Genomic DNA, 17,532 nt, shown 5'->3' on the forward strand with positions numbered 1-17,532 from the left:
TGCTATCGTCCCGCCGCCCGGCACGACCCGCGGCATAGACAAGAATAATCATGTGGGAGGACTCCATGCGTTACTTCACTGCGCTGCTCGGTGCGGCCTGCGTTGCGTTCATCACGACAACAGGGGCGTTCGCCCAGGTGGCCTCCAACCCGGACAACCCGAACGACGTTGTGCCCGACGCGCTGGCGCCGCCGCCCTATGGCGAGCCGATCAACCTCGAGACCGCCAAGAAGGTTGCTGCTGCTGCCGTCGCCGAAACCCAGAAGCGCAACTGGAATGCGTTCTGCATCGCGATCGTCAATCCGGCCGGCGAGCTGGTCTATTTCGAGAAGCAGGACAATTGCCAATACGCCTCGATCGGCGTCTCCCAGCACAAGGCGCGCACCGCGACCCGCTATCGCCGACCGACGCTGGCGTTCGAGAACCTGATGGGCAAGGGGCCGTATTTCTCCTATCTCGCGACGCTCGACGACGTCATCGCCTCGCGCGGCGGCAATCTCTTGATCGTCGACGGCAAGATCGTCGGCGCGATCGGCGTCAGCGGTGGCTCCGGCTCGCAGGACAACGTGATCTCGCTCGCCGGCCAGGCGTCGCTGGGCAAGTGACCACGCCTGCCGCCTAACGTTCGCCGTAGGGTGGACAAAGCGTAGCGTGCCCACCCTCACGAGCACGTCGTAGATGGTGGGCACGGCGCACGTGCGCCTTTGCCCACCCTACGAACTGCGGCCACGTCCCATAGCCCGGTCATGACGACGTGAAGCGTTAGAAGTCCGCAAGTGCGATATGCGACAGCCCGGGGCGAGGGGCACTTGCACGGTTTCGGAATAGTGGAATTATGCCGCTGATTTGCCCGACGTGTCAAGTGTCGGGTCGAACGCCGGCAGCCATCGGCTCCTTTGCATGGGGTTGTTTTCCATGTTTTGGCACTACGCCCTGTGAGTCGTTTGACAGCCGCCTCCTATTCCACCGCAGCTCCCACCGGCGGGCCGCCGGGCGGACGATGCAGGAACGTGATCGATGCATAGGCGCCGATCCAGGAGCCGGCCGCGGCGAAGGCGACGTAGATCCAGTTCTCGGTGTAGCTGATCACCGCATAGGACGAGAGCAGATACCACACGCTGCTCCAGGTCGCCGCCGGCACACGCTTGCGGGCGACGACCGCCGAGGTGAACATCACATAGACCGCGTCGGTGGCCGCGGTCGCGAGGAAGACGCCGCCGGCGGTGAGGGGATCGAGAGCAGCCATTGCAACTCCTGTTCGGTTCGGGCCGCGCCCGGGGAGATCGGATCATGATGCAATCCCGTCCAGTTTCACCATGATTCAGCACATCGTGACAAAGCCGGTCACCGCTCTTCTGTCATCTTGCCGGGTCATATAGAACGATCGCAGGGAGCAATGCGCATGCAGGACGTCAGCGACATCCTCGCCGAAATCTGGACCGCAGCCGGCGGCGCGCCGGCCGCGCTCGATCAAGTCAGGCTGACCGGCAGCGAGCCGCTTCTGCCGTCGTCGTTTCGCGTCGGTGCCGCCGCGCAGGCCTCGATCGCCGCGGCCGGTCTTGCGGCGGCGGACATCTGGCGCGCGCGCAGCGGCGAGGCGCAGCACGTCGCAGTCGACATGCGCCATGCCGTCATCGAATGCCGCAGCGAGCGTTATCTGCGCGTCGACGACAAGCCGCCGCCGGCGGCCTGGGACAAGATCGCCGGCGTCTACCGCGTGCGCGACGGACGCTTCGTCCGCCTCCACACCAATTTCCCGCATCATCGCGACGCCGTCTGCAAGGTGCTTGGCTGCAACGCCGAGCGCGACGAGGTTCAGGCCGCGCTCGAGCAATGGGACGGCGAGGCGTTCGAGACTGCGGCCTATGCCGCCGGTGGCGTCGTCGCCCTGATGCGTTCGCATGACGAATGGTCGGCGACGCCGCATGCCGAGGAATTAGCCAAACTGCCGCTGATCACGATCGAGAAGATCGGCGAGGCCGCGCCAAAGCCGTGGCCCGCAGGGATGCGGCCGCTCGCCGGCATCCGCGTGCTCGACCTGTCGCGCGTGATCGCGGGCCCCGTCGCCGGCCGCACGCTCGCCGCGCATGGCGCCGATGTGCTCTTGATCTCCAGTCCCGACCTGCCGGCGATTCCCTGGCTCACCATCGATACCGGTCGCGGCAAGCTCTCAGCTTACACGAACCTGACAACCGAGGAGGGGCGGCGGACCATGCGCGGCCTGGTCGCAGAGGCCGATATCTTCTCGCAGGGTTACCGTCCGCAGGCGATTGCGCGGCTCGGCTTCTCTCCCGAGGAGGCGGCGCGCATCAATCCCGGCATCGTCTATGTGACGCTGTCGGCCTATGGCCATGCCGGACCGTGGGCCGAGCGCCGCGGCTTCGACTCGCTGGTGCAGACCACGACCGGCTTTAACCATGCCGAAGGGCAGGCGGCCGGCGTCGACGGGCCGAAGGAATTGCCGGCGCAGGTGCTCGATCACGCCACCGGATATTTCATGGCGTTCGGCGCCATGATGGCGAAGGCGCGGCAGGCGCGCGAGGGCGGCAGCTGGCACGTCCGGGTCTCGCTGGCGCAAACCGGACGCTGGCTATGGAATCTCGGCCGTATAGCAGGCGGCCTGGCCACCGAAGACCTCAAGGCCGATGCGGTGATGCCACATATTGAAGTGCTTGCATCGGGTTTTGGCACCCTGAGCTCGGTCAGGCACGCCGCCGTGCTGTCGAGCACCCCGGCGCACTGGTCGCGTCCGGCCGTGCCGCTCGGCAGCCATCCCGCTGAATTTCCTGCCCCGGAGTTTCACGGATGATGCATTCAGCCGCCATTCAGGCTATCCGAACTTTAACGTCAGCCGCTGCCGAACCGCGATTTTTCGGTTGTTTGCGACGCCAATTCGGCACTATTAGCGCAGCGTGCGGCCGTTCCGCCGGAAGCTGAAACGATCGACGCCCGGACCTCATGCCTAACGAGCTGACCACGAGAATGCAGAGCTTTATTCGCCGGCGACTGGTCGCGGCCGTGCTCGTGTTGGTGATCGCCGGCGCGGGCATCTACGGCTACATGCATTTCAGCGCGGCAAAACCGACATCTTCGGAAGTCTCCAGCCAGTCCCGCAAGGGCGGCACGAGCTACGCGCCGACGCAGGCCGAATGGGCCAGCCTGACCTTCCAGGCCGCGACCGAGCACACTTTCCGCTCCGAGCTCGTCACCGAGGGCAAGATCGGGATCGACGAGGACCGCTCCACCCCGGTCTACTCACCCTACACCGGCCGCGTCACGCGCCTGTTGGTGCGGCCGGGCGATGCCGTGGTGAAGGGACAGCCGCTGTTCGTGATCGAGGCCGCCGACACCGTCCAGGCGCAGAACGATTATGTCGCGGCGATGACGGGCCTCAACAAGGCACAGTCCGCGCTCGACCTCGCGCAGATCCAGGAGAAGCGCGCCAAGGACCTGTCCGAGGGCAAGGCGATCCCGCTGAAGGATTACCAGACCGCGCAGGCGGCGCTGGTGCAGGCGCAGAACGATGCCACCTCGGCGCAGACGCTGCTCGAGGCGGCGCAGAACAAGCTGCATATTCTCGGCTTCGGCGACGACGCCATCGTGACGCTGAAGCAGAAGGGCCGCCTCAATCCGGAGACGACGGTGTTCGCGCCGATCGCCGGCACCGTGGTCCAGCGCAAGGCCGGTCCCGGCCAGTATGTCTCGACCGGTGCCAGCGATCCGGTCTATGTGATCGGCGATCTCTCGACGGTCTGGCTGATCGCCTATGTCCGTGAATCCGATGCCGACAGCGTCGCGGTCGGGCAGGATTTGAACTTCAGCGTGATGGCGCTGCCGGGCAAGGTGCTGAACGCCCGCGTCAACTACGTCGCCGCCGCGATCGATCCGACCTCGCGCCGCCTGCTGGTCCGTGCCACCATCGACAACGTCGACAACCGGCTGAAGCCGGAGATGTTCGCCAATGTCACGCTGTTCTCGAAGGGCGATCATCCGGCGGTCGGCGTGCCGAAGCAGGCGCTGATCTATGAGGGCGACCAGGTGCGCCTCTGGGTCGCGCGGCCCGACGACAAGACCATCGAGTTGCGCCAGATCAAGCCCGGTATGACCAACGGCGACCTCGTCGAGGTCGCCGGCAATCTCAAGCCGGGCGAGCAGATCGTGACGAAGGGAAGCCTCTTCATCGACCGCGCCGCGTCCGGCACCTAACTTCCCCGATTGGAAAGCCTCGATCTGAATGGATCGCCTCGTCGCCCTTGCCGTCCAGCGCCGCTACTTGATGGTGGCCATGTTCGTCGCCGTCCTCATCGGCGGCCTGCTCGCATTCAAGCAGCTCAACATCGAAGCCTATCCCGATCCGACCCCACCGATGGTCGACATCGTGACGCAGAGCCCGGGCCTGTCGGCGGAGGAGATCGAGCGTTACATCACGATCCCGATCGAAACCCAGGTCGCAGGCATCAAGAACCTCAAGACCATCCGCACCATCTCGCTGTACGGTCTCTCCGACGTCAAGCTGCAGTTCTCCTTCGACTACACCTATGAGGAGGCGCTGCAACAGGTGCTCAACCGCCTGGCCCAGCTCTCGCCATTGCCGGGCAATGTGCAGCCCGGCATCTCGCCGACCAGCCCGATCGGTGAAATCTTCCGTTATCGGCTGAAGGGCCCGCCGAACTACAGCGTGCTCGACCTCAAGACGCTGCAGGACTGGGTGCTGCAGCGCCGCTTCCGCGCGGTGCCCGGCGTGATCGACGTCACGGGCTGGGGCGGCAAGACCAAGACCTACGAGATCCAGGTGGACTTCAACAAGCTGGTCGCCAACGGCCTGACCCTGCCGCAGGTGCTGCAGGCGGTGTCCAACGCCAACATCAATGTCGGCGGCAACACCGTGAACATCGGCTCGCAATCGGCCGTGGTCCGCGGCGTCGGCCTGATCCGCTCGATCGACGATCTCGCCAACACCATGATCTCGCAGTCCGGCGGCAATCCGGTGCTGGTCAAGGATATCGGCGCGGTGACCGTCGGCGAGCGGCCGCGGCTCGGCATCGCCGGCATCGACGGTGACGACGACATCGTGCAGGGCATCGTGTTGATGCGCCGCGGCGAGCAGTCGTCGCCGACGATCTCCCGCGTCGAGCAGCTGGTCAACCAGATCAACAACTCCTCGATCCTGCCGCCGGGCGTCAAGATCGAGCGCATCTACGACCGCAAGGACCTGATCGAGCTCACCACCCACACCGTGCTGCACAACATGGTCGTCGGCATTCTCCTGATCGTGCTGCTGCAATGGATCTTCCTCGGCGATCTCCGCAGCGCGCTGATCGTCGGCGCGACGATCCCGTTCGCGCTGTTCTTCGCCGTGATCATCCTGGTGCTGCGTGGCGAATCCGCCAACCTGCTGTCGGTCGGCGCGATCGACTTCGGCCTGATCGTCGATGCCACCGTGATCATGGTGGAGGCGATTTTCCGCCGGCTGTCGCAGACCACGGCGCTGTCCGAGGACGAACGTAGCCACATCTCCGACGAAACCATGATGGGGATGAAGAGCCACGCGATCCTGTCGGCGGCAGCCGACGTCTCGCGCTCGATCTTCTTTGCCGCCACCATCATCGTTGCCGCGTTCCTGCCGCTGTTCACGCTGGGCGGCGTCGAAGGCAACATCTTCGGGCCGATGGCGCGGACCTATGCCTATGCGCTGGCCGGCGGCCTGCTGGCGACGTTCACGGTGACGCCGGCGTTGAGCGCGATCATCCTGCCGGCGCACATCCACGAGACCGAGACCTGGATCGTCAGGAAGCTCGACCAGATCTACCTGCCGGTGCTGAACTGGGCGATCGCCAACCGCAAGATCGTGATGGCCGGCGCCGCCGGCCTCGTCGTCATGACCATCATCTGCGCGCGCTTCCTCGGCCTCGAATTCCTGCCCAAGCTGGAAGAGGGCAATCTCTGGATCCGTGCCACGCTGCCGCCGACGATCTCGCTGCAGGAGGGCAACACCTATGTCAACGAGATGCGGAAACTGATCCGCAGCCGCCCCGAGGTGGTGTCGGTGGTGTCGCAGCATGGCCGGCCCGACGACGGCACCGACGCCGCGGGATTCTTCAACGCCGAATTCTTCGCGCCGCTGAAGCCGGCCGGCGAATGGCCCGGCACCCATGACAAGGAAGAGCTCACCGCGCAATTGTTGGGGCAGTTGCAGGACAAATTTCCCGGCGTCGAATTCAACTTCTCGCAGTATTTGCAGGACAACGTCTCGGAGGCGGTGTCGGGCGTGAAGGGCGAGAACTCGATCAAGCTCTACGGCAGCGACCTCCAGGCGTTGACCGACACCGCCAACAAGATCAAGTCCGTGCTGTCGACGGTACAGGGCATCACCGACCTTGCCGTGTTCACCTCGCTCGGCCAGCCGACGGTCCAGATCGACGTCGACCGCGTGCGGGCGGCGCGCTACGGCCTGGCGCCGGGCGACATCAATGCCACGATCAAGGTCGCGGTCGGCGGCGACACCGCGGGCGATCTCTACGAGCCGGGCTCCGACCGGCATTTCCCGATCATCGTTCGCCTCGCGCCGGACTTCCGCAAGAGCGCGGAGGCGATCCAGAATTTGAGGATCGGGGTGACCAATGCCAATGGCGGCATCACGCAGATTCCCTTGAGCGAGGTCGCCTCGATCAAGCTGATCTCGGGCGCCGCCTATATCTACCGCGAGCAGCAGGAACGTTACCTGCCGATCAAGTTCTCGGTACGCGACCGCGACCTCGGCAGCGCCATCCTGGAGGCGCAGCAGAAGGTCGACGAGCAGGTGCAACTGCCGCCGGGCTCGCATCTCGAATGGGTCGGTGAGTTCGGCAATCTGCAGGACGCGATCAGGCGGCTGTCGATCGTGGTGCCGATCTCGCTGGCGCTGATCGCGGCGCTGCTGTTCTTCAATTTCGGCTCGATGGTCGACACCATGCTCGCCATGAGCGTGATTCCGATGGCGATCTTCGGCGGCGTGCTCGGGCTTCTGATCTCGGGCATCCCGTTCAGCGTGTCGGCGGCGATCGGCTTCATCGCGCTGTTCGGCATCGCCGTGATGGACGGCATCATCATCCTGTCGCAGTTCAACCAGCTGATCGACGAGGGCTACGATCGCATGCGCGCGGTGATCCGCACCGGCGAATTGCAATTGCGTCCGGTGCTGATGACCTGCGTCGTCGCCGGCATCGGCCTGTTGCCGGCGGCGATCTCCGAGGGCATCGGCTCGCAGGTGCAGAAGCCGCTCGCCATCGTCGTCGTCACCGGCATGATGCTGGCGCCGGTGGTGATCCTGATCACGCTGCCGGTCTTGATCTCCTATTTCTCGCGAAGGCCGCGAGAGAACTAATAGTTACGAGGTGAAGCCATAGAGCCGCGCCGGATTGTCGACCAGGATGGTCTTGCGGATTGCGGCATCCGGCGCCCAGACCGGAAGCTGGTTGAGCAGGCGGCCGTCGTCGATCTGGTACAGCGGCGTCACATCGGTGACCTGCTTGCCCGGCGGCGTCACGGAATCCGGATGCGGCCAGTCGGTGCCCCAGACGATGCGCTCGGCATTGGCGGCGATCAGCGCCTGCGCCAGCGGCGCGGCGTCGGGATAATCGGGGCCGAGCTTCGAGGCGCGGTAGGCGCCGGAGATCTTGACATAGGCCTTGCCGGACTTGACCAGCGCGAGCAGGTCGGCAAATCCGGGCTGCGCGACACCGAGCGCGGCCTCGGCGCCGCCGAAATGGTCGAACACCACAGGCACCGGCGAGGCCGCGACCAGCTCCTTGATCGCGGTGATCATGGCGAGGCTGGTGAACAGCTGCACATGCCAGCCGCGCGCCTTCATCCGCTCGACCGCTGCCGCAAAGCGCTGCCGCCCGACATTGGGATCGTTGACGCCGCCGGTTGCGAGGTTGAGGCGGATGCCGCGGAAGCCGGCCTGCTGCATAGCGTCGAGATCGCTCTCGCTGGTCTTGTCGTCGATGACAGCGACGGCGCGCGCGGTGGGGCCGCGGGCCTTGATGCCGAACAGCGTCGCCGAATTGTCCGGGCCGTAGACGCTCGGTGTCACGATCACCACGCGCTCGATATGCAGCGCCTTGTGCAAGGCGCTCATTTCCTCGGGCGACGCCTGTTCCGGCGTATAGACGCGGCCGGCGAAGAACGGGAATTTCGCGGGGTCGCCATGGATGTGGGTGTGGCAATCGCAGGCGCCGGCCGGCACGTCGAAATTGACCGCCGTCGACGGTTGCGATGCCTTGGAAAATGCGTTGCTGCTCGTCATGGTCACTCCCGCCGCGATGGAAGCCAGCATCATACTGCGTCGCGTCAGCATTGGACGTCTCCCTGCGTGCTCGTCTGTTATGTGCGTTGTCAGCCGCGTCGGCGTTATCGATCGCCGGCGGGGAGGGAGGTTATCGATGGATGGCACGGGCGGGAAGGGCGGCCTGTTCGCTGCGCGCACGGTTCCGCGAGCAAACTTATTGCCCGGACGGCGTGCGCAGGCCCTGCCAGGCGTCGCGGACCTGATGGTAATGCACCTCGGGCAGATAGTCCGGCGTGTTCAGGTTCAGCGTCTTGACGTCGAGCCGTCCGATCGCGCTGAGCAACGTGTAGGAGGCGACGACGCGATCGCGTTGCGCGCTGATCACCCGGGCCCGCGCCGAGATCACGTCCTGCTGCGCGTTGAGCACGTCGACGGTGGTGCGCTGGCCGCCGGCGGCTTCCTTCTGCACGCCGGCCAGCGCCACCTGCGCGGCCTTCATCTCGGATTCGGAAGCCGATACCGCGATCTTGGCGCCCTCATTGGCGACCCAGGCGCTGATCACCGCGGTCTTGGCTTGGTTGCGCACCTGGTCGAGCACCTGCCGGCTCTGCACGGCGACTTCCTTGGCCTGCCGGGTCTGCGATGCCGCGGTGCCGCCGTCATAGATCGGCTGGGTGACCTGGCCGATCACCGAGGCCTGATCGGTCGCAAACGTGCCGAGCGTCTGGTCGGAGTCGCGGCTGCGGCTGACGCTGCCCTGCACGGTGACCTGCGGCAGCAGGCTGCTCTCGGCGACGCGAATCGAGGTCGAGGCGACGTCGACGTCATAGCCCGCCGCGGTCACGGCCGGATGCTCGTGAAGCGCGACCGCGATGGCGTCCTCGCGGGTGCGCGGCAGTATCCGGTCGACGATCTCGGCGGGCCGCAATTGTTGCGGCGGGCCGCCAATCACCTGTGCGTAGGTTGCCTGGCTGATCGCGAGATTGACCTCGGCGGCGTTGAGATCGGAGAGGCCGCGATTGAGGCGAGCCTCGGCCTGGGCAGTATCGGTCGGCGTCACGTCGCCGGCATTGAGGCGACGCTGGGTGATTGCCTGGGTCTCGCGCAGGAAGTTGACGTTGGCGCGCTGCGAATCGACCATGGTCTGGTTGGCGAGCACGTTGGTATAGGCGGTGACGGCGTCGAGCAGCACGCCCTGGCCGACATTGCGCAGCGCCTCGCGGCCGGACATCACCTGCAATTCGGCGACCCGCACGCTGTTGGCGGTCTTGAAGCCGTTGAACAGGGTCTGCGTCACCGTCAGCCCGATCTGCCACGGCTTCAGTGTCGCGGTCTGGATCACGTTGCCGGGCAATTGGTCGCGCACCGCCTGCAAGCCGGCCGACAGGCTAGCTGCGACCTGCGGCCGGTAGCCGGCCAGCGCCTGCGGCACGTTCTCGTCGGTGGCGCGCTGGCGTGCCCGTTCGGCGTTGATCTGCGGGTTGGTCTGATAGGCCTTGACCAGTGCTTCGGAAAGGCTCTCGGCGCGGGCTCCGGAGCCGGCGAGCAGCGCGCACGTCAAGGCGGCGAGCCGGATGCCCGACACAAGCACGCGCCTCCCGACCTCGCCAACCCTCGCGGCACGCTCAACCATGTGATCCCGCACAGCAAACTCCGGCCGTCCGCCCCCGCCGACGCCCTTCGACACATCTACCTGTTTAGGGGGCGGTGCCGCCACAGGCAAACCGCTGCGCGACATCTGCACATCATTTCCGTTCTTGTCTGTTGCCGGTTCGTCACAGGCGCAGGTGAACGTCATATGACGTATAAGTTCGAACCGACGGCGGGACGATTCATCCGCGCCGGCTATCCACCGACTGCCTGGATTTGCTGCTGATGCCGAAGATGTACGCCGACCCCGAGGCGCTTGCGGAAGACATCGTGAGCGAGGTCGGAGCCGATCTGGTGGTGGGGCTGCCGCTCGGCCTCGGCAAGGCCAACCACATCGTCAACGCGCTGGTTGCGCGGGCTGTCGCCGACCGCTCGATCAACCTGACGCTGTTCTCCGCGCTGACGCTGGAAAAGCCGAAGCCGACGAGCCTGCTCGAACGGCGCTTCATCGAGCCGGTGATCGATCGGCTGTTCGGCGGCTATCCCGATCTCGCCTATGCGGATGCGTTGCGTCACGGCACCCTGCCGCCCAACATCAAGGTGATCGAGTTCTTCTTCCTTGCCGGGCAATGGCTGTATCAACCGTTCGCGCAACAGCATTACATCTCGGCGAACTACACCCACGCGGCGTCGTATCTGCTGGCGCGCGGGCTGAATGTCGTGCCGCAACTGGTCGCCAAGCGCGTGGTCGACGGCGTTGCGCGCTACAGCCTGAGCTGCAACACCGACACCACGCTCGACGTGCTGCGCGCCCGGGCCCAGGGGCGCGCGTCGTTCAAGCTGGTCGGCCAGGTCAATTCGGCGCTGCCCTTCATGCCCGGCGCCGGCGATCTCGCCTCGGATGAATTCGCTGCGGTGCTCGACAGCCCCGAAACCGACTTCCCGCTGTTCGCGCCGCCATCCGAGCCGATCAGCGACACCAAATATGCGATCGGACTGCATGCCGCGGGTCTGGTGCGCGACGGCGGCACGCTGCAGATCGGCATCGGCCAGGTCGGCGATGCGCTGGCGCAGGGGCTCGTGATCCGGCATCGGAGCAATGCCGAGTTCCACAACATCATCCAGCGGCTTGCGCCCGGCACCGCGCAAGGCGCGGCCGCCGAGACCAGGCCGTTCGAGCAGGGGCTCTATGGCGTGAGCGAGATGCTGTTCGAGGCGTTTCTCGGCTTGATCGATGCCGGCGTCCTCAAGCGTGATGTCGACGGTGTCATCCTGCACGGCGCATTCTTCTTGGGGCCGCAATCATTCTACCGCGCGCTGCGCGAGATGCCGCCGGATCAGCTGGCGCGGATCCAGATGATGCCGGTGTCCTTCACCAACGAGATCTTCGAGGACGCGGAGGCCAAACGCCGCGCCCGCGTCGATGCGCGCTTCGTCAACAACGCGATGATGGCGACGCTGCTCGGCGCTGCGGTTTCGGACGGACTCGAGAACGGTCAGGTGGTGAGCGGCGTCGGCGGCCAGTACAATTTCGTAGCGCAGGCGTTCGCGCTCGAAGGCGCGCGTTCGGTGCTGGCGCTGGAGGCGACCCATGCGTCCGGCAAGCAGGCGCAGTCGAACATCCGCTGGTCCTACGGCCACGAGACCATTCCGCGCCACCTGCGCGATGTCTTCGTCACGGAGTATGGCGTCGCCGACGTGCGCGGAAAATCCGATGCCGAGGTGGTCGCGGCGATGCTTGAGGTCTCGGACTCCCGCTTCCAGAACGAGCTGATGCGGCAGGCCAAGGACGCCGGCAAGCTGCCGCGCAATCACGAGATCGCCGCCGCGCATCGCGAAAACCACCCGGAGCGTATCAGCGCCGCGCTGAAGCCCGCGCGCGAGGCGGGCTTGCTGCCGTCATTCCCGTTCGGCAGCGACTTCACCGATGTCGAGCAGCGCCTGATCCCGGCCTTGCAGATATTGCAGCAGGCCCAACGCACGCCGGTGCAACTGGCCGGCCTGCTGTGGCAGGGCATGCGGCATCCGCCTGATGCATCCGACCGCGAATGCCTGGCGCGGCTCGGCCTCGACAAGCCGACGCATTTTGCCGAGCGCGCCTATCGCGCTCTGGTCACCGCAGCGTTGCACCAAAGCAGGACGCATTAGCTGGAAGACATCAGCGGTTCTTGTTGACCGGCTTGCGCTTCTCGATGAACGCGGCCATGCCCTCCGCGCGATCCTCGAGCGCGAAGGTCGCGTGGAACAGGTTGCGCTCGACGCTCATGCCCTCGGACAGCGGCGTCTCGAAGGCGCGGTTGATGGCCTCCTTGGCCATCGCGGCCGCCGGACGCGACATCGAAGCGATCTTCTCGGCGGCGGCAAGCGCCTCTTCCATCAGCTTGTCGGCGGGGACGATCCGCGACACCAGGCCCGAACGCTCGGCCTCCGCGGCATCCATCATCCGCCCAGTCAGGCAGAGGTCCATGGCCTTCGACTTGCCGATCGCGCGCGTCAGGCGCTGTGTGCCGCCGATGCCCGGGATGGTGCCGAGCGTGATCTCGGGCTGGCCGAACTTGGCGGTGTCGGCGGCGATGATGATGTCGCACATCATCGCAAGCTCGCAGCCGCCGCCGAGCGCATAACCGGCGACCGCGGCGATGACAGGCTTGCGGCAGCGCGCGATGCGATCGCCGCCGATCGCGGCGAAGTCGCTGTTGAACATGTCGATGAAGCCCTTCGGCTGCATCTCCTTGATGTCGGCGCCCGCCGCAAAGGCCTTCTCGCTGCCGGTGACCAGGAGACAGCCGATCTTGTCGTCGGCCTCGAGATCGTCGACTGCAGCCGCGATCTCGCGGAACACGCCGAACGACAGCGCATTCAGCATTTTCGGCCGGTTCAGCGTGATGACGCCGACCGGTCCCTTGCTCTCGACGATGATGAATTCGAACGTAGCCATGGACGCAATCCCGTGCCTGATTTGGCCGGCAATGTGCCCGCTGGCGGGATGCGCTTCAAGTGGCTGAAACGACGCTCTGGGCCGCGGTGCGGTGCTACCCGCGCCGCGGACTGCGAAGCCTTTGGGGCTACGCCATGAACATGCGCGCGGCGGAGGCGACCGTGAGCAGCGCACCGAAGCCGATGAAGATCTTTCCGATCAGCGACGTCTCGTCCAGGCTCGAGCTCTCGTTGCTGGCCAGAACCGGCGTCGGCTTGGGCGGAGCAACTGCCACGGTCTGCGATTGGGCCGGCGGGGTGTCCTGCTGCACGGCCTGCGGCTGGGCGGCGGCCGGTTGCTGCGGTTCCGCGGGCTGCTCCTGTTGCAGGGCGCGATCGACGTCGTTGAGCTGGTCGGAAGCGACCACGCTGCTGTCGGCGGGCTGCCCATCGCCCGGCTTGTCGGCCGCGGCCAGCGTCGCGTTGGGCTTGGCCGGCGCCGCGGCGTCGTCGCCGGAGGTCAGCTCGGCCTTGGCATTGGCGACCGAGGCCGGGATACCTGCCGAGGTCACGCTGCCGGCGTCGTTGACGGCGGCCTTGTCGCTCCCGGACTTGTCAGCGCTCTTGGACGACCGATGGTGCGCATGGTGCCTGCCATGCCGCGAATTCTGCCGGGCGGATGTGTCGGATGCTGCGCCGTCGGATTTCGAGACGGTCGTGTCCGAACCTGCCGCATGCGCCGGCAACGGACCGGCGAGGCACACAAAGAGCCCTGTCGCAACCATCAAGGCCAAGCGCCCGCTGGCTTTGATTTTCATTTGTTTGATCTCCCCAATCGCCCGCCCAAGGGGAAAAGAGACCCGGCTGCGTGTCCGGACCGGGGCAGAAAAAGGGAATCTTCAGGCCACTGCGGGCGAAAGCTGGGCAACACGGCCCGGCACGGCGGTTTGACGGGGAGCACCGATGCTTGTCGGTCCGATCGGTGTTATGAGCCAGGGCGCGCGGCCATCCCGGACGCGATTCTGAAAACCGCGCGGTCCTGCGGGAGCGAGAAGATCACGAATTGAGATCACGAGTTCGTGATATTTCGGCCCCCTTCGTAACGAATTGAAAGATTGGACGAATTGCATCTCAGGAGCGTGCGTGCGGGAACGTGAGGACGAGTGGACCGGCCTGATGCGGTCGGCCATCTCAGGTGATGACGCAGCCTATCATCGCCTGCTCAAGGCCATCACGCCGGTGCTCCGCGCCGCGGCGCGCCGGGGTTTGGCGCGCGCGGGACAACCGGTCGATCAGTCCGAGGACATTGTGCAGGACATTTTGCTGGCGGTGCATCTGAAGCGACAGACCTGGGACAGCAACGCGCCGTTCGCGCCGTGGCTGTTTGCGATCGCGCGCAACAAGCTGATCGACGCCCTGCGCCGCCGCGGCAAGCGCATCTTCGTCAACATCGATGACTTTGCCGAGACGCTGCCCGGCGAGACGCCGGAGCCGAGCGCCTCGGCGGGCGAGGTCGCGGCCCAGCTGCAGACCCTGCCGGCGCGGCAGCGCGAGGTGCTGCAGTCGATCGCGGTCGACAGCACCTCGATCAAGGACACCGCGGCGAAGTTCTCGATGAGCGAGGGCGCGGTGCGGGTCGCGCTGCATCGCGGGCTTGCCAGTCTCACTGCGAAACTACGGGACCAATGAGCATGGATACCGATCAACTCATTCGTACCCTGGCCGCAGACAACGCGCACCGCGAACGTCCGATCGGCTTTGCGCTGATGCTGGCGCTGCTGGCGGCTGCGCCGGTCTCGCTGCTGATCTTCTTCGCCGAGCTCGGCGTCCGGCCCGACGTGATGACCGCGATGCATAATCCGTTCTTCGACCTGAAGTTCGCGGTGACGCTGGCGCTCGCCGCCTCGGCGATCGCGGTCAGCCTGCATCTGTCGCGGCCGGAGGCCTCGCTGCGCGGCTTCGGCTGGTGGCTGTTGATTCCCGCCGGCATCCTGGTTGCCGCGATCAGCGGCGAGATGATGATGCCGCAGCGAACGCCGATGATGACGCGGCTGATCGGGACCAATTCGAGGGCTTGCATGACCGCGATCCCCGCGATGTCGCTGCCGCTGCTCGCTGGCGCGCTCTACGGTCTGCGGCAGGGCGCACCGGCGCGGCCGGCCGTCGCCGGCGCGGTTGCCGGCATGTTGTCGGCAGGGCTCGCTGCGACCGTCTATGCGTCGCACTGCACCGATGACTCGCCGCTGTTCGTGGCGACCTGGTACACGCTGGCGACGGCGATCGTCGCGACGGTGGGCGCGCTCGCGGGCAGGCGGGTGTTGAGATATTAGGCCGCCGGCGCGGTCTGCTGCATGCGGTGGAAGCGCAGCACCTGCTGGGCGGTCGAGGGCCGCAGCCGCTCGTAGGTTTCCTTGCAGGCCTGCAAATCGGTCGGTTCGCCACCGAGGATGTCGTCGCGCAGACTGATGATCGCCCGCACCGTCGACCATGACAGGCCCGACACCTTGGCGAGGATCATGACGCCCTCGGCCCGGGTCTCCATCATCATGTTCTCGGCGATGGCCACCGTGACGGTGGCGAGCGCGGCCAGCGAGGCGTTGGTTTCATCGAACTTGCCGGCCTCGGCGAACGCCGCGAGCTGGAATTCGTCGAGCCGGCCGTCCTGATAGAGCGATTTGACCAGGGCATGCGCGATCGTGGTGTCGGGCGTGACGGCCTCGGGCGCCGAGCGTGCGCGCCGCGTGGCTTCCTTCACCGCGATCGGGATCTCCTTGGCCTGCTGCGGAGGTATCGTGGCCTCGAGCCGCTGCCGCACGGTGTCGGAGGCCTTCGCGACCAGCTTGAGGTAGAGATGCCGCGGGATGCTCGGGCGCAGTCCGACGCAGGTCGAAAGATCGTCGTCGCCCTCGGCGCGGCTGACCAGCCGGGTGAAGCCGCGCTCGGTGAATTCTGCGCCCGGATTGTTGACCGTGCTCTGAATGACTTCGTCGTTGCCGCGCAGCACCAGCACGTCGGTGACGGCGCCGCTGAGGTTCTTGCGGTTGGATATCGCCAGGAGATGGGCCTGGCTCTTGCTGCGCGCGGTCTCGATCAGGGTGTCGTCGTCAAGCCGCGGCGACAGCGTCAGCACCGGGCCTGCGACCTCGATCAGGTCGTCGAAGGCGAGCGTCCGGATGGTCTGCGGCGGCGGGGTGTCGATCGGGGCGAGCCGGTTGGCGAGCAGCGCCTTTGCCGATGTCTCGATGTGCTCGATCAGGCACTGGAAGACGTCGTCGAACAGCCCGATCTGCTCGTCCGAATAATTCACCGAGCCGTTGATGAAGAGGTCGGTCACGCGCCGCAGCGTCTCGACGCGGCGGGCGACGGTGCCGTGAGCGAGCGTCGCCTGCAGCTCGTCGAGCAGGCTTTCGGGGGCGGACGCGGACTTCAAACTCATGACTCTATCCTGGAGTATCGATAGGCAGGCTGGTGACGGTTTCTCCGGCACCGGATCTGAAAATGGGTTGGTCAGGCGCTGGCTACGCGATTGCGTCCCTTCGCCTTGGCGGCATAAAGCGCGCCGTCGGCGCGCGTGAGCAATGTGTCGGAGTTTTCGCGCGGCCTGAGCGTGGTGACGCCCGCGGAGATCGTCACCTTCATGCCGGGCGAGAACGCGCTCCAGTCGAGATCGGCGATGATCGTGCGCAGCCGCTCGAGCGCGCGCTCCGCCTGATCCTGCGACAGATCGGGCAGCACCAGCAGGAATTCCTCGCCGCCGTAGCGGCCAAAGCGGTCGATGCTGCGCAGATTGGCGAACATGCTGATCGAAAACGTGCGCAGCGCCTCGTCGCCGATCGGATGGCCGTAGACGTCGTTGATGCGCTTGAAGTGGTCGAGATCGATCAGCGCGACCGCGCAGGCGCTGCCGCTGCGGGCGCAGCGGGCGATCTCCTCCTCGAGCATGCGCATGATGCTGCGGCGATTGAAGGCGCCGGTCAGCTCATCGAGCTCGGCAAGCTCCTCGATGCGCCGGTAGGCCTCCTTGAGCTTCAGTCCACTCTGATAGAGCGATTGCTGCATCGCGCTGGAGAAGATGCCGAGATACATGCAGCGGCCGATGGTCAGTGCGAATACCAGCATCGTGGCGAGGCGATCGACCCTGCTGCCGGTCGGCATCCCGATCGGCTTGTCGGTCCACAGGAACAGCACGGCGAGGCCGAGCACCATGATGGTCCAGATCACGGCGGTCTGCCGCGCCGAGGTGCGCAGCGCGCCGAAGCCGAACACCACGAACAGGTTGCAGAGGAACAGCACGCCGACTTCCGGCGCGACATAGGTGAACAGCAGCAGGTTCACCATGTTGATCGCCGATTGCGGCGCCACCAGGTAGTGGTCGCGAAAGCGCTCGTGGAAGCCGAGTTCCGACAGCGCCACATAGACCGCCACGAGGCAGAGGCCGGAGAGGGCGTAGCCGGTCGCGACCGCGACCGAGGTGGTGCCGGCATGGGCGTAGATCAGGAGCACGATGGCATCGAGCACGAAGCAGATGCCGATCATCGACTGGATCTGACGGCGCTGCTTCGCCCGGCGCGCCAGGCGATCGGGCGTCAGCTTGCGGCGGCCGTCATCGAGGGCGCCCGCGATTGGACCGTGAAAAGACGACGCAGCGCTGCCCATGGTCTCGCCATTGGTGAATCCGGCGAAAATCTACGGGGGAAAGCCTTTAGGTTTGGTATCTTCCGGAACCGAATCTGCCCCGTGGGAACCCGGTCATCACC

Annotated in this window: 14 protein-coding genes; 7 read left to right on the forward strand and 7 right to left on the reverse strand. The window is 66.0% G+C overall.

Annotated elements, in window-relative coordinates:
- The first annotated feature begins 65 nt into the window (after positions 1–65).
- Positions 66–605 (forward strand): GlcG/HbpS family heme-binding protein, encoded by a 540-nt coding sequence (locus IC762_RS11850; protein ID WP_195788980.1) that lies wholly within the window; start codon positions 66–68, stop codon positions 603–605.
- 353 nt (positions 606–958) lie between these two features.
- Here the strand turns inward: IC762_RS11850 and IC762_RS11855 are convergent, their stop codons facing one another.
- The gene (locus tag IC762_RS11855) at positions 959–1,246 is read right to left on the reverse strand and encodes a hypothetical protein (protein WP_195788981.1); all 288 of its coding nucleotides are present in this window, start codon (positions 1,244–1,246) and stop codon (positions 959–961) included.
- 156 nt (positions 1,247–1,402) lie between these two features.
- On the opposite strand from IC762_RS11855, the gene IC762_RS11860 reads away from it, so the two are divergent.
- From IC762_RS11860 to IC762_RS11870, 3 genes are all read left to right on the forward strand, one after another.
- A complete protein-coding gene (locus IC762_RS11860; protein ID WP_195788982.1) occupies positions 1,403–2,809 on the forward strand; it encodes a CoA transferase in 1,407 nt (468 codons plus the stop codon).
- Between the two features lie 149 nt (positions 2,810–2,958).
- Positions 2,959–4,206: an efflux RND transporter periplasmic adaptor subunit gene (locus IC762_RS11865; protein ID WP_195788983.1), complete on the forward strand. Its 1,248-nt coding sequence runs from the start codon at positions 2,959–2,961 to the stop codon at positions 4,204–4,206.
- Between the two features lie 28 nt (positions 4,207–4,234).
- Complete coding sequence (locus IC762_RS11870; RefSeq protein ID WP_195788984.1) at positions 4,235–7,363, forward strand: efflux RND transporter permease subunit; 3,129 nt, start codon at positions 4,235–4,237, stop codon at positions 7,361–7,363.
- A 3-nt stretch (positions 7,364–7,366) separates the two neighbouring features.
- On the opposite strand, the gene IC762_RS11875 is transcribed toward IC762_RS11870, so the two are convergent.
- Together IC762_RS11875 and IC762_RS11880 are read right to left on the reverse strand one after the other, a co-directional pair.
- Positions 7,367–8,338, reverse strand: a complete 972-nt coding sequence (locus tag IC762_RS11875; RefSeq protein ID WP_195788985.1) for an amidohydrolase family protein — start codon at positions 8,336–8,338, stop codon at positions 7,367–7,369.
- A 145-nt stretch (positions 8,339–8,483) separates the two neighbouring features.
- Positions 8,484–9,902: a TolC family outer membrane protein gene (locus IC762_RS11880; RefSeq protein ID WP_195788986.1), complete on the reverse strand. Its 1,419-nt coding sequence runs from the start codon at positions 9,900–9,902 to the stop codon at positions 8,484–8,486.
- Between the two features lie 242 nt (positions 9,903–10,144).
- On the opposite strand from IC762_RS11880, the gene IC762_RS11885 reads away from it, so the two are divergent.
- Positions 10,145–12,007, forward strand: coding sequence for an acetyl-CoA hydrolase/transferase C-terminal domain-containing protein (locus IC762_RS11885; RefSeq protein WP_195788987.1), 1,863 nt, complete (start codon positions 10,145–10,147; stop codon positions 12,005–12,007).
- Positions 12,008–12,017: 10 nt separating this feature from the next.
- Here IC762_RS11885 and IC762_RS11890 read toward each other — a convergent pair whose 3' ends face one another.
- A complete protein-coding gene (locus IC762_RS11890) occupies positions 12,018–12,797 on the reverse strand; it encodes an enoyl-CoA hydratase (RefSeq protein WP_195788988.1) in 780 nt (259 codons plus the stop codon).
- Positions 12,798–12,924: 127 nt separating this feature from the next.
- Positions 12,925–13,593: a hypothetical protein gene (locus tag IC762_RS11895; RefSeq protein ID WP_195788989.1), complete on the reverse strand. Its 669-nt coding sequence runs from the start codon at positions 13,591–13,593 to the stop codon at positions 12,925–12,927.
- Between the two features lie 325 nt (positions 13,594–13,918).
- Between IC762_RS11895 and IC762_RS11900 the strand changes: the two genes are divergently transcribed.
- Together IC762_RS11900 and IC762_RS11905 are read left to right on the forward strand one after the other, a co-directional pair.
- Complete coding sequence (locus IC762_RS11900; protein ID WP_195788990.1) at positions 13,919–14,464, forward strand: sigma-70 family RNA polymerase sigma factor; 546 nt, start codon at positions 13,919–13,921, stop codon at positions 14,462–14,464.
- Between the two features lie 2 nt (positions 14,465–14,466).
- Complete coding sequence (locus IC762_RS11905) at positions 14,467–15,105, forward strand: NrsF family protein (protein ID WP_195788991.1); 639 nt, start codon at positions 14,467–14,469, stop codon at positions 15,103–15,105.
- Here IC762_RS11905 and IC762_RS11910 read toward each other — a convergent pair.
- Both IC762_RS11910 and IC762_RS11915 read right to left on the reverse strand, forming a co-directional pair.
- The gene (locus IC762_RS11910; RefSeq protein ID WP_195788992.1) at positions 15,102–16,211 is read right to left on the reverse strand and encodes a DUF2336 domain-containing protein; all 1,110 of its coding nucleotides are present in this window, start codon (positions 16,209–16,211) and stop codon (positions 15,102–15,104) included. The genes IC762_RS11905 and IC762_RS11910 overlap by 4 nt on opposite strands.
- A 71-nt stretch (positions 16,212–16,282) precedes the next feature.
- Entirely contained in the window at positions 16,283–17,431 is a 1,149-nt protein-coding gene (locus tag IC762_RS11915) for a GGDEF domain-containing protein (protein WP_195788993.1), read from the reverse strand.
- Between the last annotated feature and the right edge of the window lie 101 nt (positions 17,432–17,532).

This window comes from Bradyrhizobium genosp. L, assembly GCF_015624485.1.
In the GTDB taxonomy this organism is placed as follows: Bacteria; Pseudomonadota; Alphaproteobacteria; order Rhizobiales; family Xanthobacteraceae; genus Bradyrhizobium.